The sequence below is a fragment of the Methylobacterium sp. AC832 genome (assembly GCF_979256025.1).
Genome location: NZ_CEEDMV010000012.1, coordinates 57,873 through 77,012, shown reverse-complemented (window position 1 = coordinate 77,012; position 19,140 = coordinate 57,873). Strand labels below are relative to the sequence as shown.

The 19,140-nt window shown below is 66.3% G+C and carries 21 protein-coding genes and 1 pseudogene; 3 read left to right on the top strand and 19 right to left on the bottom strand.

Annotation, left to right across the window (positions count from 1 at the left end; translation table 11 throughout):
• Positions 1-97 precede the first annotated feature (97 nt).
• Positions 98-523: an arsenate reductase (glutaredoxin) gene (gene arsC, locus AC0IXR_RS24075; protein WP_471762467.1), complete on the bottom strand. Its 426-nt coding sequence runs from the start codon at positions 521-523 to the stop codon at positions 98-100.
• A complete protein-coding gene (locus AC0IXR_RS24070; RefSeq protein ID WP_461228499.1) occupies positions 523-870 on the bottom strand; it encodes an ArsR/SmtB family transcription factor in 348 nt (115 codons plus the stop codon). Before AC0IXR_RS24070 ends, arsC begins: the two co-directional genes overlap by 1 nt.
• A gap of 47 nt (positions 871-917) precedes the next feature.
• Between AC0IXR_RS24070 and arsH the strand changes: the two genes are divergently transcribed.
• Positions 918-1,664 carry an arsenical resistance protein ArsH gene (gene arsH, locus AC0IXR_RS24065; RefSeq protein WP_471762466.1) on the top strand — a complete coding sequence of 249 codons (747 nt, stop codon included), beginning with the start codon at positions 918-920 and terminating at the stop codon, positions 1,662-1,664.
• 113 nt (positions 1,665-1,777) lie between these two features.
• Here the strand turns inward: arsH and AC0IXR_RS24060 are convergent, their stop codons facing one another.
• The 9 genes from AC0IXR_RS24060 to phnG all read right to left on the bottom strand — a co-directional run bounded on the left by AC0IXR_RS24060 (position 1,778) and on the right by phnG (position 8,901).
• Positions 1,778-2,398 carry a pyridoxamine 5'-phosphate oxidase family protein gene (locus AC0IXR_RS24060; protein WP_471762465.1) on the bottom strand — a complete coding sequence of 207 codons (621 nt, stop codon included), beginning with the start codon at positions 2,396-2,398 and terminating at the stop codon, positions 1,778-1,780.
• 228 nt (positions 2,399-2,626) lie between these two features.
• On the bottom strand, positions 2,627-3,163 hold the full coding sequence (phnN, locus tag AC0IXR_RS24055; RefSeq protein WP_471762464.1) for a phosphonate metabolism protein/1,5-bisphosphokinase (PRPP-forming) PhnN: 537 nt from the start codon (positions 3,161-3,163) through the stop codon (positions 2,627-2,629).
• On the bottom strand, positions 3,163-4,305 hold the full coding sequence (locus tag AC0IXR_RS24050; protein WP_471762469.1) for an alpha-D-ribose 1-methylphosphonate 5-triphosphate diphosphatase: 1,143 nt from the start codon (positions 4,303-4,305) through the stop codon (positions 3,163-3,165). The genes phnN and AC0IXR_RS24050 overlap by 1 nt, the downstream gene beginning before the upstream one ends.
• A 32-nt stretch (positions 4,306-4,337) precedes the next feature.
• The gene (gene phnL, locus AC0IXR_RS24045) at positions 4,338-5,057 is read right to left on the bottom strand and encodes a phosphonate C-P lyase system protein PhnL (protein ID WP_471762463.1); all 720 of its coding nucleotides are present in this window, start codon (positions 5,055-5,057) and stop codon (positions 4,338-4,340) included.
• Positions 5,054-5,830 carry a phosphonate C-P lyase system protein PhnK gene (gene phnK, locus AC0IXR_RS24040; RefSeq protein ID WP_461229710.1) on the bottom strand — a complete coding sequence of 259 codons (777 nt, stop codon included), beginning with the start codon at positions 5,828-5,830 and terminating at the stop codon, positions 5,054-5,056. Before phnK ends, phnL begins: the two co-directional genes overlap by 4 nt.
• A gap of 23 nt (positions 5,831-5,853) precedes the next feature.
• Positions 5,854-6,735 (bottom strand): alpha-D-ribose 1-methylphosphonate 5-phosphate C-P-lyase PhnJ, encoded by an 882-nt coding sequence (locus AC0IXR_RS24035; protein WP_471762462.1) that lies wholly within the window; start codon positions 6,733-6,735, stop codon positions 5,854-5,856.
• Positions 6,732-7,853 carry a carbon-phosphorus lyase complex subunit gene (locus AC0IXR_RS24030; protein WP_471762461.1) on the bottom strand — a complete coding sequence of 374 codons (1,122 nt, stop codon included), beginning with the start codon at positions 7,851-7,853 and terminating at the stop codon, positions 6,732-6,734. Before AC0IXR_RS24030 ends, AC0IXR_RS24035 begins: the two co-directional genes overlap by 4 nt.
• Complete coding sequence (phnH, locus tag AC0IXR_RS24025) at positions 7,844-8,458, bottom strand: phosphonate C-P lyase system protein PhnH (protein ID WP_461228506.1); 615 nt, start codon at positions 8,456-8,458, stop codon at positions 7,844-7,846. The genes AC0IXR_RS24030 and phnH overlap by 10 nt, the downstream gene beginning before the upstream one ends.
• Complete coding sequence (gene phnG, locus AC0IXR_RS24020) at positions 8,458-8,901, bottom strand: phosphonate C-P lyase system protein PhnG (protein ID WP_471762460.1); 444 nt, start codon at positions 8,899-8,901, stop codon at positions 8,458-8,460. Before phnG ends, phnH begins: the two co-directional genes overlap by 1 nt.
• Positions 8,902-9,034: 133 nt before the next feature.
• On the opposite strand from phnG, the gene phnF reads away from it, so the two are divergent.
• Positions 9,035-9,781, top strand: coding sequence for a phosphonate metabolism transcriptional regulator PhnF (phnF, locus tag AC0IXR_RS24015; RefSeq protein ID WP_471762459.1), 747 nt, complete (start codon positions 9,035-9,037; stop codon positions 9,779-9,781).
• Positions 9,782-9,783: 2 nt separating this feature from the next.
• Here phnF and phnE (AC0IXR_RS24010) read toward each other — a convergent pair whose 3' ends face one another.
• The 7 genes from phnE (AC0IXR_RS24010) to AC0IXR_RS23980 form a co-directional block, all read right to left on the bottom strand.
• Positions 9,784-10,635 carry a phosphonate ABC transporter, permease protein PhnE gene (phnE, locus tag AC0IXR_RS24010; protein ID WP_471762458.1) on the bottom strand — a complete coding sequence of 284 codons (852 nt, stop codon included), beginning with the start codon at positions 10,633-10,635 and terminating at the stop codon, positions 9,784-9,786.
• Entirely contained in the window at positions 10,632-11,510 is an 879-nt protein-coding gene (phnE, locus tag AC0IXR_RS24005) for a phosphonate ABC transporter, permease protein PhnE (protein WP_471762457.1), read from the bottom strand. Before phnE (AC0IXR_RS24005) ends, phnE (AC0IXR_RS24010) begins: the two co-directional genes overlap by 4 nt.
• Positions 11,511-11,542: 32 nt before the next feature.
• Entirely contained in the window at positions 11,543-12,469 is a 927-nt protein-coding gene (gene phnD / locus AC0IXR_RS24000; protein WP_471762455.1) for a phosphonate ABC transporter substrate-binding protein, read from the bottom strand.
• Between the two features lie 42 nt (positions 12,470-12,511).
• Positions 12,512-13,315: a phosphonate ABC transporter ATP-binding protein gene (gene phnC, locus AC0IXR_RS23995; protein ID WP_471762454.1), complete on the bottom strand. Its 804-nt coding sequence runs from the start codon at positions 13,313-13,315 to the stop codon at positions 12,512-12,514.
• A gap of 89 nt (positions 13,316-13,404) precedes the next feature.
• Complete coding sequence (locus AC0IXR_RS23990; RefSeq protein ID WP_471762453.1) at positions 13,405-14,037, bottom strand: DapH/DapD/GlmU-related protein; 633 nt, start codon at positions 14,035-14,037, stop codon at positions 13,405-13,407.
• A gap of 12 nt (positions 14,038-14,049) precedes the next feature.
• Positions 14,050-14,715: a DUF1045 domain-containing protein gene (locus tag AC0IXR_RS23985; RefSeq protein WP_471762452.1), complete on the bottom strand. Its 666-nt coding sequence runs from the start codon at positions 14,713-14,715 to the stop codon at positions 14,050-14,052.
• Positions 14,706-14,912: a hypothetical protein gene (locus AC0IXR_RS23980; protein ID WP_471762451.1), complete on the bottom strand. Its 207-nt coding sequence runs from the start codon at positions 14,910-14,912 to the stop codon at positions 14,706-14,708. The genes AC0IXR_RS23985 and AC0IXR_RS23980 overlap by 10 nt, the downstream gene beginning before the upstream one ends.
• A 557-nt stretch (positions 14,913-15,469) precedes the next feature.
• On the opposite strand from AC0IXR_RS23980, the pseudogene AC0IXR_RS23975 reads away from it, so the two are divergent.
• Positions 15,470-15,934: pseudogene (locus AC0IXR_RS23975) on the top strand (recombinase family protein).
• A gap of 201 nt (positions 15,935-16,135) precedes the next feature.
• Here AC0IXR_RS23975 and fdhF read toward each other — a convergent pair.
• Complete coding sequence (gene fdhF, locus AC0IXR_RS23970) at positions 16,136-19,108, bottom strand: formate dehydrogenase subunit alpha (protein ID WP_471762450.1); 2,973 nt, start codon at positions 19,106-19,108, stop codon at positions 16,136-16,138.
• Between the last annotated feature and the right edge of the window lie 32 nt (positions 19,109-19,140).

Below are 19,140 nucleotides of genomic sequence, written 5' to 3'. Positions count from 1 at the left end.
ACCCCTTCGGCTGCCAGATGACGAAGACGAGGGTGACCACGAAGATGGCGAGCGCGAGCATCGGGACCGTTTCTTGTCCTTGGGTACGTGGAGCGGATCAGGCGGTGGCGACGCGGCGCCCGTGCTCGTCGACGACGCGCTCGCCGTCTTCCTCCACGAACTCGCCCTGCTGGGCCGGAAGAAGGTCGAGGACCGCCTCGGAGGGGCGGCACAGGGCGACACCCTTCGGGCTCACCACCAGGGGGCGGTTCAACAGGATCGGGTGCTCGGCGATGGCATCGAGTATTTGGTCATCCGTCAGGCTAGGGTCCGATAGCCCGAGCTCAGCATAGGGCGTCCCCTTCTCGCGGAGGAGGTCGCGGACCGTGAGGCCGGCACGGTCGGCTAGCTGACGAACCAGGAGCCGGTTCGGAGGCGTCTTGAGATACTCTACCACGTGCGGCTCGATGCCGGCGTTGCGGATGAGGGCCAGGGTATTGCGGGACGTGCCGCAATCCGGGTTGTGGTAGATCACGACGTCCATCAGGCGTTCTCCTTGCAGCAGGCGGACAGAACCGCGACGACAGGGGCGCAGACCTCCGGGCGCCCCTGGCAGCAATCGCGCATCAGGAATTGGATCAGGTCCGACAGATCCGGGTAGGCGGCGCTGTAGATGATCGAGCGTCCCTCCCGTCGCGAGGTGACCAGCCCAGAGCGGCTCAACTCCTTCAGGTGGAACGACAGGTTGGTGCCCGAGACCCCGACCGCCTCGGCCAGTACGCCCGCCGCCATGCCTTCGGGCCCGGCTGTCACGAGCTGGCGCACGATGCTTAGGCGATGTTCCTGCCCGAGGGCCGCGAAGGCCGCGACGGCTTGCCGTTCGTCCATCATGATGTCAATATCTCAACCATCATTGAAACGTAGAGGACCGAAGCGTCTTGGACAAGCCCCAACAGCCTTTCGCCGACGGATTGCCCAACCTGAGCGAGGGGCACTTCAAGGTCCCGACGGCGGCCGATCTTCAGGTTCGAACTCCGTTCACCCACGCCCCACGCTTCCTGATCCTGTACGGCTCGCTGCGGGAACGCTCGTTCAGCCGCTTCCTGGCCTACGAGGCCGCGCGCCTACTGGAAGCGATGGGCGGCGAGGTGCGGATCTACGACGCGCACGGCTTGCCGTTGCCGGACGACGCGACCGCCGACCACCCCAAGGTTCAGGAACTGCGCGACCTCTCGATCTGGTCGGAGGGGCATGTCTGGGTCAGTCCCGAACGCCACGGAAACATGACCGGCGTCATCAAGAGCCAAATCGATTGGCTACCCCTGTCGGAGGGCTCGGTGCGCCCGACGCAAGGGAGGACTTTGGCCGTGATGCAAGTGTCGGGCGGCTCGCAATCGTTCAACGCTGTCAACAGCCTTCGTGTCCTCGGGCGTTGGATGCGGATGATCACCATCCCCAACCAGTCGTCGGTGCCGATGGCCTACAAGGAGTTCGACGAGGCCGGGCGCATGAAGCCGGGGCCCCTCTACGACCGCGTCGTCGACGTGTGCGAGGAGTTGATGAAGTTCACGATACTGACCCGCGAACGCGCCGACGACTTTGTAAATCGCTACAGCGAGCGCAAGGAGCGTGAGCCGGAGCGATTGAAGGCCGTCGCCGCCGACGTCGGGTTTGCCAAGCGCTGAGATATCGCCCTTTGATGGCGGAGCGGGTTGCATACCTCGCCGGCACAGAGCGCTAGAGGCTGCCTCTGATCAGAGGCAGCCATTATCGAAATCGTATAGATGCCTCTCCTAAATTACCACATAGTTTTCTTAGCCTTTTCGCCCCACGTTAAATCATAGATTTCCCCTCCGACCCGGCCATTGCTAAGGTCGGCCAAAATCTGGCCAGGAGAAGGTAGCGTCTTTGGATCTACGTGATTGGCCTGAAGCCACAGGCCAGATCGGATCAAGGCACGGGCGCACTGGAAGTAAACTTCCTTGACGGTGATGACCATGACGGTGCGAGGCGCTTTTCCATCTACGGCAAATGACGCGCAGAGTGTTCGATCATCGTCGATGACCGCTTGGCCATTCACGCGAAGGGCGTTGCCGATGCCGGGGATCAGATACATAAGCCCGACCCTTGGATCACGCACGACGTTGCGTAGGCTGTCGATCCGGTTGTTCCCTCGGCGATCGGGCAAGAGAAGCGTGCGCGGATCAGCAACGCGCGTGAACCCTGGACGATCACCACGGGGAGAGCAGTCCAGTCCGTCGGGACCAGCGGTGGCGAGGGATGCGAAAGGCGCAACCTCGATGAAGCGCCGATAATGCGGGGTGATGTGATCTGCGACCTTGGCGGTGGAGGCTTCACCGATGGCGCCCCACTCACCGTAGATGCGCTCAAGTCCCGCCACCGTTTCTACCACCGCCATCGCTCGTTCACCTCTTGCCAGATGGATAGGCTTCGCCCCGTCGCAGGAAACGGAACGATTGAAATAGAAACGACAGAATTACGCGTGCTACACACTTTCCAAATAGGCATAAAGCGCCAGATTTACCGGGGACCAAGAGGTGGATCATGAGCCGATACTGAATAAGATCGGAGCGCAACTTGGGTCTGCTGCCTCCATAGAGTGTGAACCATGCACCTGAATCGGACCTCATGCCGCCTGCTCGCGCAGATAGGCGATCAACTCGGCAGCCGCATTGGCCGGGTCGGCATCGTTCCGAATCGTGCACTCCGCCTCAATCGGTACGATGCGGTCAAGGCGGGCGAGCAGATCGCCATCCTCCGGCCGGCCCCGCGCGGCGAGGCGGCGAGCGAGGATATCAGGCGAGGCGGTAATGGACACGACGCTGATGCACCGCTGGACGCAACGGGCTGTTTGGACGATGTGGCGTGAGACGTTGCAAACCACCACTCGCCCGGCATGTACTTGGTCCAGGGTCTCGCCGGGGATCGCGTAGCCAAGGCCGTGCGCTCGCCAATGCAGGGCGAAGGTGCCGGAGGCTACTCCGACCGTGAACGCATCCTCCGAAATCTCGATGTTGTCTTCGTGCATGGAAGGAGCCCGGGTCACGAGGCGGCGCGGGAACACGAACCGGGAATCGCGGGCGAGAGCCTCCCGTGCCAGCCGCAGCAGCGTGTCCTTGCCGGCCCCGCTCGGACCGACGACGAGAACGAAGCCGCCGGGCATCACACCACCCGCTCGCCGGCGCGCCAAACATGGCGAACCACCGGTACGCCCCGGGCGAGGTGGACACGAACGAGATCGGCCCGCAGACCGGACTCCAGACGGCCGCGATCGGTCAGCCCGGTCGCCCGAGCGGGATTGGCCGTCACCGTGGCGATGGCGTCCGGCAGGGAGATGCCGGGCACGCGCTCGGGCAATCCGAAGGCCCCCATCAGCAGGCTTGCCGGCACGTAGTCCGAGGAGAGGATGCTGAGATAGCCAGCCTCTGCCAGGGTCTGGGCCGCGACGTTGCCCGAATGCGAGCCGCCCCGGATGAGGTTCGGCGCCCCCATCATCACGGTGATGCCGGCCACGTGCGAAGCTTCCGCCGCCTCGAGGGTGGTGGGGAACTCGGCGATCGCCACCGATTCATCCCTGGAGAGGGTCACGTCGGCCAAAGTGGTGTCGTCGTGGCTGGCGAGCGGAATGCCGAGTTCCCGGGCCAGGGCGACGAGGGCCGGGCGGTTGACGGCATTGAGGGTGTGACCGTCGCGCATCTTGCGCTCGGTGCTGAGCTTGATCTCCTCCAGGGAGCGGCCGCCGCGCCCCGCATAGACGTAGTACTTGGCCACATCCCGGAATTGGCGCTGGCCCGGCGTGTGGTCCATCAGCGAGAGCAGGCCAATGGCGTAGCGCCCGGCGAAGGCGCGCACGGTCTCGACCACGTCCGCGGAGGGGATCTCGCAGCGCAGGTGCGTGCGGTGCTCGGCCCGGAACAGGTTCGCGTCTTGCGCCTCCGCCAGCGCGGCGGCGAGGAACTCGAGTTCGGTGCCGAGGCCGCTGCCGTCCGGGTCGGTGCCGGCGCGCAGCGAATCGAACACCGTGGTGATGCCCGACGCCGCGATCTGCGCGTCGTAGGCCAGGACCGCCCCAAGGGGGTGCCAGCGCACGCCGGGCCGCGGGGCGTAGTGGCTCTCCAGGTGATCGGTGTGGAGTTCGACGAGGCCCGGGATGAGGGTGTCGCCTTCGCAATCGAGGCCGCGCTCGGGTGCCGAGCCGGGCCCGATCTCGGCGATGCGCCCATCGACCATGGCGAGCCAGCCGATCTCGACCCGGTCGGGCAGAACGAGGCGCGCGTTCTCGAGGATCTCGACCCGGTCCGTCATGCTGGTGTTCTCCCGGTCGATCGGTGTCTTGTTCATGCCGCCAAAGCTCCACGGAAGGCGGAGACATCGACGATGCGCGTCGCCACCGCCTGGCGCACGTCCGCATCGTGGAAGATGCCGAGGATGGCGGTGCCGGCCGCGCGCTTCTCGGCGATGAGGTCTACCACCACAGCCCGGTTCGCGGCGTCTAGGGAAGCGGTGGGTTCATCCATGAGCAGAATCGGCCGCTCTGCGATGAGGCCCCGGGCGATGTTCACCCGCTGCTGCTCGCCCCCCGAAAAGGTGGAAGGGGGGAGCGCCCACAGGCGCTCGGGCAGGTTGAGGCGGGTCAGGAGGTCGCCGGCCCGGGTGCGGGCCGCCTCCGGGGTAAGCCCCCCCTCGATCCCGGCAGTCTCCACCACGGCGCGGGCGCCGACCCGGGGGATCACCCGCAGGAACTGCGAGACGTAGGACAGGGTGGTGCGGCGTAGGGCCAGGATCTGGCGCGGCGCGGCCGTGGCGAGGTTAATCTCGCGAGCTCCGTCGCGGACCTGGATCGCGCCGGTGGCGCAGCGATAGTTGCCGTAAGCCATCTTAAGGAGCGAGGATTTACCCGCACCCGAGGTGCCACCGAGCACGACGCACTCGCCGGGATAGACCGCCAGGGTGGCCCCGGAGATGACGGGGAGCACGGCGCCGCCGCGCAGGTGCAGAGTGAAGCTCTTGGCGACGTTGTCGAAAACCAGGAGGGGCGTCGTCGGAGAGGGCGTCATGCGGCAAGCACCGAGGAGACGAGGAGTTGGGTGTAGGCGGCCTGAGGGTCGTCGAGGACTTGGTCGGTCAGACCGGTCTCGATGACCCGGCCAGCCCGCATGACGAGGACGCGGTGCGAAAGCAGGCGTGCCACGGCCAAGTCGTGGGTAACGATGATCACCGCGAGGCCGAGCTCGGCCACAAGCCCCCGGATCATGTCGAGGAGGCGGGCCTGGACCGAGACGTCGAGGCCCGACGTCGGCTCGTCCATGAGCACGAGGCGGGGGGCTGTGACGAGATTGCGGGCGATCTGCAGCCGCTGGCGCATGCCGCCGGAGAAGCGCGTTGGCGGGTCATCGACCCGGTCGGCGGCGATCTCGACGCGGGCGAGCCAATCGAGGGCGGTGGCGCGGATGCGACCGTAATGGCGATCGCCCACCCCCATAAGGCGCTCGCCGACATTGCCTCCAGCCGAGACTGCCATGCGCAGGCCCTGCGCCGCGTCCTGGCGCACGAAGCCCCAGTCGGTTCGCATCAGAGCCCGCCGCTCGGCTTCGCTCAGGGTCGCGAGGTCGCGAGTGGCGCCATCGCGCATGCGGTAGGAGACGGAGCCGTCATCGGCTGTGACCTCGCCGGCGATGAGCGACAGCAGGGTCGACTTGCCGGAGCCGGATTCGCCGACCACCGCCAGAACCTCGCCGGGATCGAGGGTGAAGCCGATGCCATCGCAGGCGAGGCGGTGGCCGTAGTGCTTGGTCAGGCCTTCGACCGTAAGCAGGGGCTCGGGAAGCAAAGGATCGGAAAGCAAGGGTTCGATCACGCGACCTCTCCGGTGTGGCCGTCGGCGCGGCGGGTCTCGCAATGATCGGTGTCCGAGCAGACGAACATCCGCCCGCCGGCATCGTTGAGGACGACCTCGTCGAGGTAGACGCCCTCGGCGCCGCAGATTGCACAGGGGCGGTCAAAGCTCTGGACCCGGAAGGGGTGGTCCTCGAAGTCGAGGCTGCGCACCCGGGTGTATGGCGGGATCGCGTAGATGCGCTTCTCGCGGCCCGCCCCAAAGAGCTGGAGCGCGGGGCAGTCGTCCATCTTCGGGTTGTCGAATTTCGGGGTCGGAGAGGGGTCCATTACGTAGCGGCCGGCGACTTCCACCGGGTAGGCGTAGGTGGTGGCGATGTGGCCGTGTCGGGCGATGTCCTCGTAGAGCTTGACGTGCATCAAGCCGTATTCGGCCAGCGCGTGAAGCTGGCGCGTCTCGGTCTCGCGGGGCTCGAGGAAGCGCAGGGGCTCAGGGATCGGCACTTGGTAGACGAGAACCTGCCCCTCGGTCAGCGGCGCCTCCGGAATGCGGTGGCGGGTCTGGATCACCGTGGCCTCTCCCGTCCGTGTTGTCGTCGCGACCCCGGCGGTGGCGGTAAAGAAGCGGCGGATCGAGACCGCGTTGGTGGTGTCGTCGGCGCCCTGGTCGATGACCTTGAGGACGTCCGCCGCGCCGAGGATCGCGGCGGTGACCTGTACGCCGCCGGTGCCCCAGCCATAGGGCATCGGCATCTCGCGAGCGGCGAAGGGCACCTGGTAGCCAGGGATCGCGATGGCCTTGAGGATGGCGCGGCGGATCATCCGCTTCGTGCCCTCATCGAGATAGGCAAAGTTGTAGCCGGTGCCGGCCGAGACCGTGACGGTACCTTGCGGGTTCATTCGGCGGCCTCCCGTAGGGCGGAATCATCCGGGACCGGCTCGGCCACCCGTGCAGCATGCTCGGCGCGCAGTCGCCGGACGAGTTCGAGTTCGGCTTGGAAGTCGACGTAGTGCGGCAGTTTCATGTGCTCGACGAACCCCGTCGCCTGCAGGCTGTCGCAATGAGCCAGCACGAATTCCTGGTCCTGGGCCGGGACCACCACGGCCTCGCCGAGTTCGGCGGCCCGGAGCGAGCGGTCGACCAGGGCCATCGCCATGGCCTTGCGCTCGCCCTGGCCGAAGACCAAGCCGTAGCCCCGCGTGAATTGCGGCGGCACCGCCCCGTGGCCGTGGAATTGGTTGATCATCTGACACTCGGTCAGGTCGACCGTGCCGAGGCTGACCGGGAAGCCGAGCTCCTCCGGCGTGAATTCGAGCTCCACCGCCCCGACCCGGATCTCGCCGACGAAGGGATGGGTGCGGCCATAGCCGCGCTGCGTCGAGTAGCCGAGCGCCAGGATGAAGCCTTCATCGCCTCGCGCCAGCCCCTGGAGCCGGACCGCCCGGTCGGCGGGATAATCCACCGGCTCGCGGGTGAGGTCGCCGACCGGGGCACCCGCGTCCGGGGGCGAGGGCTCGAGCAGGCCGGCCTGGCCGAGGAGATCGGTGACTCGCGGGCTGGCCGCGGCATCCGGCTCCGGCTCGGCCTCGTTGGCCGATTCGGGGACGGCGCCGTCGGCTAGGGCGAAATCGACGAGGCGGTGGGTGTAGTCGAAGGTCGGGCCGAGCACCTGGCCGCCTGGCAGGTCCTTGAAGGTGGCGGAGATGCGTCGCGCGAGCGTCATCGCCCCGGTGTCGACGGGTTCGGTGGTGCCGAAGCGCGGCAGCGTGGTCCGGTAGGCCCGCACCAGAAACACCGCCTCGACCACGTCGCCTCGCGCCTGCTTCAGGGCGAGGGCGGCCAGATCCGGGTCGTAAAGGGAGCCCTCGGTCATCACCCGATCGACGAGGAGGCGCATCTGCTCGCGGATCTGCGCCAGCGTGAGATCGGGCACGGCCAGGTCGCCGCGCCGGACCTCGGCTAACAGCCGGTGAGCGTTGTCGATGGCGGCCTCGCCGCCCTTCACCGCTACGTACATGGCAGAGCCTCCGGAGCGACGGGACGCGCCGAACGCGGGAGCCCAGCGAGGCGCGCGGAAGCGACGAACAAGAGGTCGATCCCTTGCGGGAAGCCCGCATGGTTCGTGGCCCAGCGTGAAGCCCAGTCGGCGGGCAGGGGGCCGGCATCGAGGCGCACGGTGCCGCGGATACCCGGCCCCGCGAAGGCCGGCCCGGCCGCGTCGGATAGGGTCTCGACGGCGAGGATCATGGTGGTGGAGGCATCGGGATATGCGAGGGTGCCCTGCGCAAATTCCATGAGGTCCGGGCAGCAGACAGGATCGGCGATCAGCGCGAAGGCTGCCTGTCCCGGCGCGTCGACGATCGGTGCTCCGGTATGGAAGCGCAGGAAGTCGGCGACCGCCGGCTCGGCCCGCAGCGGCGCGTCCAGCCAGACTGGCGTGTCGGCATCGGTCAGTGCCAGGGCCAGCGCCGCGAGCTCGGGAATGAGGGGAGCAGGTGGCACCAGCTTCGTAGCCAGGGGGCGGATCCGGCCGGGCCGGCTCAGGGCCTCCATCGCGGCGCGGAATACAGCCTGACCCTCGTGGACGGGATCGGCGAAGCCGTGAGCGAGGGTGTGCGCCATCAATCTTCTCCCCGCGCCAGGGTGAAGAAGTTCACCCGCGTCGCCGCGGTCTTGCGGGCCGCCTGCCGCACCGCTTCGGCCCGGCGCCCGGCGATGGCCTCCAGCGCCGCCTCCAAGGCGGGCCGTGCTTCGGGGCGCTGCCAGTGCGCGTCCAGGATGGCGGCAAGTCGAGCGCGGACCCGGTCGCGGCCGAGATGGTAGGCGAACCCCGTCTCGCCGCTGGGCAGGCGCACTGCCGCGCGCGTCACCGTGGCCTCACCGACGTTGAAGGCCCGTCCGTCGCCACCGATCCGCCCGCGGACCATCACGAGACCGGTCTCGATCGGGCGCAGGTCCTCCGCCTCGGCGGCGATGCCGGCCTGTGCCATCGCTACCCGTAATTCGTCGGAGGTCGCTTTGCTGGTCCGCGCCATTGCGCATCTGCGCGCGGCGAGATCTGGCATCGCCGGCTCAGGTGGTGTTTTGCTGGCACCCAACATCATTCCGTCTCCAGACTTGTATATATGTATAGACAAGTGGATGGGAGGAAGCAAGTGCTTTCGATGACAACATGCAGGCAATCCGCGCGAGCAACCCATGAATGAAGCAGGCGACAAGGGCGTGACGGCACTCCAGCGCGGGGGCGGCTTGGCCGCGTGGCGGCAGATTGCGGATGCGTTGGCGGGGGAAATCCGCAGTGGAGCGGTCGCAGCCGGGGCGCAGCTGCCGGCCGAATCGGCCCTGGCCGCTCGCTTCGGAGTGAACCGGCACACGGTACGGCGCGCGCTCGGCGTGCTCGCTGAGGATGGGCTCGTGCGCACCACGCAGGGCAAGGGCAGCTTCGTCGAGCAGGGCCCGATCCCCTATCCGATTGGTCCCCGGACCCGGTTCTCCGAGATCGTCTCCCGCACCGGCCGCGAGGCCTGGGGCGACCTGATCGCGGCTACAACCATGCCCGCCGGACCGGACTGGGCTGAGGCCTTGGGGATCGCCCCCGGCACACCGATCCTCGAACTTCACACCATGCACCGGGCCGACGGCGCTCCGATCTCGACGGCCAGGACCTGCCTGCCCCTGCCACGCTTCTCTGGCTTCGACGCGGCCTATGCTGCCAGCGGCTCGATAACCCGCGCCTATGCGGGCTTCGGGGTCGCTGACTACACCCGTCTTTCGACCCGGATCAGCGCTCGTGCCGCCGAGGCCGAGGAAGCCTTGCGCCTTGATATCGCCCCCGGCCGCAGTCTGATCGTCCTGTCGAGCGTCAACGTGGACGGCAACGGCCAGCGCATCCAGGCCACCCGCAGCCTGTTCGCCGCCGACCGCGTCGAGTTGGTGGTGGAGTGAGGCTACCGCGCCGCGCCGCCGATTAGGGCCCGGCGTAGGCGCCCGGAAACGGCGTCGATGATCGCCACAGTCACGAGGATCATCAGGATCAAAAAGGCGACTTGGCGCAATTCGAGGACGCGGATCAGTTCGGTAAGGTATTGGCCGATGCCTCCCGCGCCGACGATGCCGATGATGGTGGCCGACCGAGTGTTCGACTCGAAGAAATACAGCACCTGGCTGCCGAGCACCGGGAGCACTGCCGGAATGATGCCGAAGCGGATACGGTGAAGCTCGGCCCCGCCGGAGGCGGAAACGCCCTCACCGGCCTTGCCGTCGACGGTCTCGACGGCTTCCGAGAACAGCTTGCCCAGCGCCCCGAAATCCGCGCAGGCGATGGCGAGCGCACCCGCGAAGGGGCCGAGCCCGACGACGTTGATCCAGATAAGCGCCCAGATCAGCACGTCGACGGAGCGCACCACGTCAAGGCCGCGCCGCACAGTGAAATGCACAAACGGGTTCGGCACCACGTTGCGGGCGGCCAGGAAGGCCACCGGGAACGCCAGGAGCGCCGCCGTCAGCGTACCGATGAAGGCGATGCCGAGGGTCTCGGCCAGCGCTTGCAGGAAGGTCCAGGCCCGGCCGCCGGCTTCGGGGGGCAACATCAGTAGGCTGAACTCGCCGAGGCGGCCCAAGCCATTGAGAAGGCGGGCGGCGGAGAAATCGAGCCGCACCAGCGCATAGCCCGACAGCGCCACGAGGGCGACGAGGGCAAGGCCCGTGAGGAGGCGGGCGCGCCAGGCCGGGCGGAAACTTTCGGGGAAGCGCCGGCGCAGGGCGGCGATCTCGGCCGTATCGATCTCGGGTCCGGTCATCGCAGGCTCCCGAGGAGGTGGTGGCGCAGGCGCTCGGTGCCGAGGTCGATCGCCATCACGGTGAGGATGATCAGGACCAGGATCGCACTGACGTCGGCGTAGTAGAAGTTGCGGATCGCCACGAGGAGCTCCTGCCCGATACCGCCGGCGCCGACGAAGCCCATGACGCCCGCGCCCCGCACGTTGATCTCGAAGCGCAGCAGTCCGTAGGAGACAAAGTTCGACAGCACCTGCGGCAGCACAGCAAAGCGCAGGGTCTCGATCCGGCCCGCCCCGGCGGCGGTGAGGCTCTCCACCGGCTTCATGTCGATGTTCTCGACGACCTCCGAGAACAGCTTGCCCAATGCCCCCGTGGTGTGGATCGCCAGCGCCAGCACGCCCATCATCGGCCCAAGGCCGAAGGCGATGACGAAGAGCAGCGCGAACACGATCTCGGGCACCGTGCGGCAGAATTCGAGCCCGCGCCGCACCAGGAAACAGGCCGTCCGGCTGCCGGTCACGTTGGCGGCGGCGGAAAAGCACAGGAGGACGCCGCCGATGCCCCCCAGCAGGGTGCCGAGATAGGCCATCAGCAGGGTCTCACCGAGGAGCCCGAGCCATTTCGGCCAGCCCCAGTACCATTCGGCGAGGTCCCCCGGCAGGTTCGCCAAGGTTAGCGGCGGCAGTATTTGGGCGATGTAGTCGGTGAATCGGCCAATATTGGCCGCGAGCACCCAGGGGCGCACCTCCGCGGCCTGGGCGGCGAGCCCAGTGACGAGAACGAGGACCGCAATACCGACCCAGGTCCGGCGCCGGGTCGCGGCGACGGCGGCATCGTAGGCCCCCGTGAGGGCGGCAGCCCGGTCGGGGGGCAGGGACGTGATCCGCTCAGGCATCGTTCGTCACAGGCGGCTCGCACGGACTCGGGTCAAGACTTGCGGCGCTGGTCGTCGTTAAACTTCAGCATCTCGATAATCGGCTGGTAGTCCTTCAGGGTCACGGCAGTGAGCCCCTGGTCCTTGCCGTCCGAGAGCCGGTCGAAGGCCGCCTTGTCGGCCGTCGGCAGCGCCACGAGGGCGTCCCGGATCCGCGCCTTCAAATCGTCGGGCAGGCTCGCCAGCATGGCGAAGGGCCCCTCGGGCAGGAAGTCGGACTTGAACACTACCCGGAAATCGCCCTGGCTCATGGGCGAGCCGTCGGGCTTCTTGAGCATGCCCTTGGTGGCCATGCGGGTGACCATGGTGTCGGTGTCGGTGTTGTAGAGGTTCGCCGCCGCATCCACCGTGCCCTGGACAAGGGCGAGGACGGCGTTCTCGTGGCTACCGGCATAGACGGTCTTGCCGAAGAACGCGTCGACCGGGTGGCCGGCCTTGTGCAAGAAGAAGCGCGGAGCCTGGTTGCCGGAGGTGGAGTTGGGGTCGACCAAGGCGAGGTTCTTGCCCTTCAGGTCCTCGATCGACTTGTAAGGGCTGTCGGCGCGCACGTAGATCACCGAGTAGTATCCCGAGGCGCCGGTGTCGTGGCGCTGGTTAACGACAGGCTCGATCTTGACGCCAGTCATCACCGCGCGGGCGAAGGAGGCGGGGCCGTAGAAGGCAAGCTGGGCGTTGCCGGCGCGCTGGCTCTCGATGACGGCGGCGTAGTCGTTGGCGATGCGCAGCTTCACCGGCACGCCGAGGGCCTTCGACAGGTAGGCGGTCATCGGGGCGTAGCGATCGGTGGTACCGGAGGCGTTCTCGGCCGGAATCACCGCCAGGGTCAGCTCGGGATAGGTCGTCTTCCAGTCCTGCGCGGCGGCCGGGACGGCGAGGAGGGCGAGCGCCAGGGCTCCGGCGAGGGTGCGACGGGTCAGCATGGGAATCTCTCGGATGGGTGCGTGAGGGATCAGGCCGAAGGATTAGGCGACGAGGGCGGCGGGATAGGCCTGAAGGCGTGCGGGCGGGGCGGGGGCGTCGAGCACCTCGCCCGCCTCTAGCCCGTAGAGTTGGCGGGCGACGTCCTCAGTGAGGTCGGTGGGGGCGCCGTCGAACACGAGGCGGCCGTCCGCGAGGCCGACGAGGCGGTCGCAATAGCTGCGAGCGAGATCGAGGGAGTGCAGGTTGCACAGCACGGTGATGCCGTGGCGCCGGTTCGCCTCCGCGAGGGCATCCATGACGATGCGGGTGTTGCGCGGATCGAGGGAGGCCACTGGCTCGTCGGCCAGGATCAGGTCGGGGGCCTGCATCATCGCCCGGGCGATGGCGACGCGCTGCTGCTGGCCGCCTGAGAGCTGGTCGGCCCGGTGGGCGGCGAAGTCCCCCATGCCGAATTCGTCGAGGGCGGCCAGCGCCAGGGCGCGCTCGCGCTCCGACCAGAGCTTAAGGAGGGAACGGTGCCGGGGCACCTCGGAGAGCCGGCCCATCAAGACGTTACTCAGCACGTCGAGGCGGCCGACGAGGTGGAACTGCTGGAAGATCATGGCACAGCGGGTGCGCCAGCGCCGCAGGTCGCGGCCCTTGAGGACGGTGACGTCGAGGCCATCGAACAGGATGCGCCCGCTCGTTGGCTCGGCGAGGCGGTTGACCATCCGCAGCAGGGTCGACTTGCCGGCGCCCGAGCGCCCGATCACGCCGACGAAGCTGCCGCGCGGGATGGCGAGAGAGATCCCGTCTACCGCCCGACGGTCGCCGTATCGACGGCTCAGATCTTCGAGGATCAGCATGCTGTTTCCTGGCGATTCATGTTGAACGCCGGTAGACCCGTCACACGCGACAGTAAAATGACAGTTGTCCGGCTAACCGATAGCCGGCATTATTGTGCTTCGGCTTCGTAGCGCTCAAGGAATGCCTCGATTGTCAGGGTGCGGAAGTCCGGCAGGGCCAGGCGCAGGCGGTCGTGGTCCCAGTCCCACCAGGCGAGGGCCAGCAGGCGCCCGGCCACCGTCTCTGGGAAACGGCGCCGCACGACGCGGCCCGGATTGCCGACCACGATGGTGTAGGGCGCCACGTCCCGGGTCAGGATCGTGCCCGCGCCCACCACCGCCCCGGTGCCGATAGTACGCCCGGGCAGGATCACGGCCCCATGCCCGATCCAGACGTCGTGGCCGATGGTGACGGGCAGGGCCCGGCGCCGGGCGAAGAAGGCCGGCTCGTCCCCCGCCTCCCCAGGCCAGTAGGCGCTGGCCCGATAGGTGAAGTGCGACTGCGAGGCCCGCTCCATCGGGTGGTTGCCAGGATTGATCCGCACGTGTGAGGCGATGGAACAGAACTTGCCGATGGTGGTATAGTTGGCCTGCCCGTCCTCGACGATGTAGGAATAGTCGTCGAGCTGCGTGTCGCTGAGGCGAGTGCGCGCGCCGACCTCGGTGTAGCGGCCGAGGCGGCAATCCGAGAGATGGGCCGTAGGGTGGACGGCCGGTTCGAGGCCGAGGCGGTCGGAGGCCATGGCGGGGGCCTGTCAGTCGGCGAAGGGCAGGCGGCGCAAGAGACGGAACGGCGCCGCGCCGTCCCGAACGACCACGCTCACGGCATCGATCACGAGGTCGGGCAGACCAGCGGCGGCCTCGGCCAGCAGGGGTAGGGCCGTCGCCAAGTCCTTCGGCCCGAGGGGGCCGGTGAGCGTCATGTGAAAGCGGAACGCCTCGAACACGTGCGGGTAGCCCCAGCGCTCCAGCAGTGCCCGGCCGCGGGGGTCGAGGCGCTCGGGGCGGCGGTGGGCGCGCTCGGCCTCGGTGAGGGGCGCGCGCAGCGGATCGAGCGCGGCGACGTATTCGGCCGCGAGGAGGCCGAGGGCGGAGGGCGGCGCCGTCGGCACCAGGGCGACGAAATTCCCCAAAGCGGCAACCCGCAGAGGGCCGACGGGCAGTGGGAGCCGGTGTGCCGCCAGCGCCGCGGCCGCGGCGAGGAGTTCCGCTTCGGTGGCGCCCTGGGCAAGGCGCATTGGCGCCTTTAGGGTGGCGTGGAACCCGTAGACGCGCTGCTCCGCGGTGTTGGCGGCCAGGATTGCCTGGAGCGCATCAAGACCGGGCGCTGGGTCGAGGCCGAGAACCGCATCGCCGAAGGCGGCAAGGGCCGAGCCAGGGGCGGGGGTGAAATACAGCGCGTATCGGGCAACTAGATCCAAATCAGCTTCTCCTTGTCTGCGCCGTGCAGGTCAAAGCGATCCGTAATACCTCGCTCAAACGCTAATGTGACACTCTTCGCGTTTTGAATGGAAACGTTGCCGGTATGTAGGCCCAGAGGCAGTCTTTCCTTATCCTGATCGCTGGAACGGCCGGCAAAGCCTGGGCTGATGACGAGCGCAATAATGATCGCATCCATCGACAGGCGATCAGATAGTATATAATTATCCTATAAAATTTAAATATTGACCCACTTAAGACAAATTCAGTTAAATTTTTATATATCAATAATCAGTATAATTCATAAAATATATTTGTCTATTTCACGCACGATACAAAAGCTTTCAGGGCGCTCGATCATCTAAGCCTAGTTTTTTGGAGTTGCCACTGCGCTTGCGTTTGCGAGTGTCCCGAACGTCCGTTTCCGGGCACTTACGCCGGAGCGCTGAACGACCAAGTAGGGTCGGATGCGGAACATTCGTTTACGGTCAGGCAGACGAGTTCCGCTGTTGGTGCAAAACGAACGTCAGCTTAGCTAGTGACATCGGGGTACACCCTAGCGTGACTTAACGTGACTGGCATAAAACGTCGCAACATCTGGTTTGACACAGGTTATTTGTGACAAGGTAGCCTCGGACCTAAAGCTTGAGGTTACAAACCATAGCCCGCATCGGTTACGCCCACGTCAGCACACTCGATCAGGACCTTGATGAGTAGTCGCCCGGCTGAAGGCTGACGGCTGAAGGCTGAGGCGTAATCCGTTCGGAGAAGGTCTCTGGTGACAACCGCGATGGCCGGTCCAAGTTGGCGACCGTATTGGAGTTCCTTCGACCCGGTAACGAACTCATGGCCACGTGCCTCCACCGCCTTGGGCGCGACACCCGTAACGTCCTCAACCTCATTCACGAGGCCGAGCAGCGCGGGGCCTTTGTCATCATGCTTGCCCCCCTATCTCAACGCGCGGCGAAATGAGCCACAATAAGCCACGTCGTCCTGACGGTACTCGGCATGGTCGCGCGAATGGAACGGTGGTTCATCAAGGAGCGCCAGCGCGAGGGCATTGAGCGCGCGAAAATCAACGGTGCTTATACCGGCGGCAAGCGCCGCCTCGACAGCGACCGGATCAAGGCCCTGTGTGAGGCAGGCAATGGTGTTGCGGCGATTGCCGCTGAGTTGGCCAGCTTCCGCATGCAGGTGTACCGTTTTCTACGGGAACCGTAGCAGTCCGACCATCAAAAGTTTGATAGACCAGTGCACTTGCGGCTTTGTTTGGCTGGATGCGGCCTGGCTCGCCGGGCTCTCATTGTGTCATCGGTGAGTGCCGGCTCGACCGTGACCGGATCATCTCGTTGTCAAAGGTCGGCAACGGGGCCGCAGCGATTGTTGCGGCCCCGTTGCCCCGCATGCAGGTTTGCCCAGCAGCTATTCCGCCGCCATATGCGCTACACCGACGGCAGATACTCGAGCCGCACAGAACTTGAACTCCGGAATCTTGCCCATCGGATCAAGTGCCGGATTGGTCAGAAGATTTGCCGCGGCCTCGGCGTAACAGAACGGCATGAAGATCATGCCGACTGGTACGTCTCGGTCGGATCGAACCTTCAAGTGGACAGCGCCCCGTCGCGTTTCCAGTCTCATCGTATCGCCGGGTTCGAGGCCGAGTCGGTAAAGCTCCTTCGGTGCCAGAAAGGCGACCGCCTCCGGTTCGAGTGCGTCGAGGACGCCCGCACGCCGCGTCATCGATCCGGTATGCCAATGCTCCAGCACCCGGCCGGTCGAGAGCACCATCGGGAATTCTGCGTCCGGCACCTCGTCAGGCGGTACGATGGCCGCCGGTACGATCTTGGCCCGGCCACTCTCGGTCGGGAAGCCGGCGTAGAAGATGATCTCGTTTCCGGGCTTGTCTGGCGCGTCGACCGGGTAGGTCACAGCGCCCTCTCGCTCCAGGCGCTCCCAGGTGATGTTGTTGAACGATGGCATCACCTGCGCCATCTCAGCGAAGATGTCGGAGGGCCCGCCGTAATTCCACACAAGCCCCATCCGATTGGCGAGTTCCTGAATGATCCACCAATCCTGGCGAGCGTCACCCGGCGGCGAGACCACGGGTTTGGCGATCTGAACGCGACGGTCGGTGTTCGTGAAAGTGCCGGCCTTCTCGGCGAAGGCCGAAGCCGGCAGAACAACGTCGGCGTGGAACGCGGTTTCGGTCAGGAACAGGTCCTGCACGACGAGGTGGTCGAGCATCGCCAGCGCGTGACGGGCGTGGTTGAGGTCAGGGTCCGACATAGCCGGATTCTCACCCTCAACGAACATGCCCTTGATTTCGCCCGCATGGATCGCGCGCATGATCTCGACAACGGTCAGGCCATTGTTCGGATCGAGGGACTGCCCCCAGAACTCCTCGAAGAGCTTGCGTACCGCCTCTTTCTCGACGGACTGGTAGTCCGGGTAGACCATCGGGATCAGGCCTGCGTCAGACGCGCCCTGGACGTTGTTCTGGCCTCGGAGCGGGTGTAGCCCCGTACCTGGGCGCCCGATCTGCCCGGTAATAAGCGCGAGCGCTATGAGACAGCGTGCGTTGTCGGTACCGTGGACGTGCTGGCTGACGCCCATGCCCCAGAAGATGATCGAGGACTTAGCCCTTGCGTAGAGCCGGGCGACCTCGCGCAGGGTCTCGGCGTCGATGCCACAGACCGGAGCCATCTTCTCTGGCGTAAAGTCGACGATCTTCTCCTTCAGCGCCTCGAAGTTTTCGGTGTAACCCGCGATGTATTGCTCGTCGTAGAGCCGCTCCGTGACGATCACGTTGAGCATCGCATTCAGCATCGCGACGTCGGAGCCCGGCTTGAAGGCGAGGTGTTTAAAGGCATGCCGCGACAAAACCTGACGACGCGGGTCCATCACGATCAGCTTGGCGCCGTGCTGCTTCACGGCGTTCTTCAGGAAGGTCGCCGCGACCGGGTGGTTCACGGTCGGGTTGGCACCGATCACGATGATGACCTCGGCGTCCAGCGCCGCCGAGAATGGTGCAGTAACGGCACCGGAGTTCAGGCCTTCCATCAGTGCGGCAACTGAGGACGCGTGGCACAGGCGTGTGCAATGGTCGACGTTGTTCGAGCCGAAGCCGAGCCGGACTAATTTCTGGAAGAGATACGCTTCCTCGTTCGAACCCTTGGCGGAGCCGAATCCGGCGAGCGATTTGCGCCCGTGCGTGTCGCGGACCTTAGTCAGCCCACCGGCTGCCCGGTCGAGCGCCTCCTCCCAAGTTGCCTCGCGAAAATGCGTCCATGGGTTGGCGGGATCGACCTGGTCGTTGGCGTCCTTCTGGACATTGTCGAGTCGGATCAGCGGTGCCGTTAGGCGATGGGGGTGGTGGATGTAGTCGAAGCCGAAGCGCCCCTTCACGCAGAGCCGGTTATGGTTCGCCGGCCCGTCCACACCCTCGGCGTAGACGATCCGCTCGTCCTTGACCTTGTAGGAGACTTGGCAGCCGACGCCACAATACGGGCACAGTGAGGTGACCTCCCGGTCGGGATAGAGCGTCCGGGTATTGTGTTCGGCATCGAGGTAGGCCGAGGGCATCAGCGCGCCGGTCGGGCAGGCCTGGACGCACTCGCCGCAGGCGACGCAGGTCGAGCCGCCCATGGGGTCATCGAAGTCGAACACGACCTTGGCGTCGGCGGAGCGGTAGGCCATGCCGATAACGTCGTTGACCTGCACCTCGCGGCAGGCCCGGACACAGAGATTGCACTGGATGCACGCGTCAAGGTTGACGCTCATGGCAGGGTGGCTGAAGTCTCCGGTCCAGCGCTCGGCCGCCGGGAAACGGCTTTCCGTGACGTCGAGGAAGTCGGCCTGCACCCAGAAATGCGACGTTGGATCGTGCGAGGTCTCGCGCTCTGGCTGGTCGGCGACGAGCAGTTCGAGCACCATCGCTCGGGCCTTGGTCGCCCGCTCGGATGCCGACTTCACCTTCATGCCGATGGCGGGGGTACGCTTACACGAGGCGGCGAGCACGCGCTCGCCCTCAATCTCGACCATGCAAGCACGGCAGTTGCCGTCCGGGCGGTAGCCTGGGTCGGGCTTGTGGCAAAGGTGCGGGATGTGCGTCCCGATCCGCTTGGCCACCGCCCAGATGGTTTCGCCGGGCTGAGCCTCGACCTGCCGACCATCGAGCTCGAACGCAATCGACGACGGGGCGACCGGGCCGTCCCTCAAGCCGAACGTCCCGGTCGGATCAGAAGCGGCCTGCCCCCCCGATTTCGCCCCTTGCGAATAGGCGCCGCCCGCCTCGGGTTTCGACCCCTGCGTAGAGCCGCCGGCATCCTGCGCGCCGTCGGCCCGGATTTTGTGCCTTACGGACGTATCGTCGTGCGTTTCGGGGGCGTTGCTCATGCGTCCGCTCCTGGCTTGCGCGTGGAAAGGGT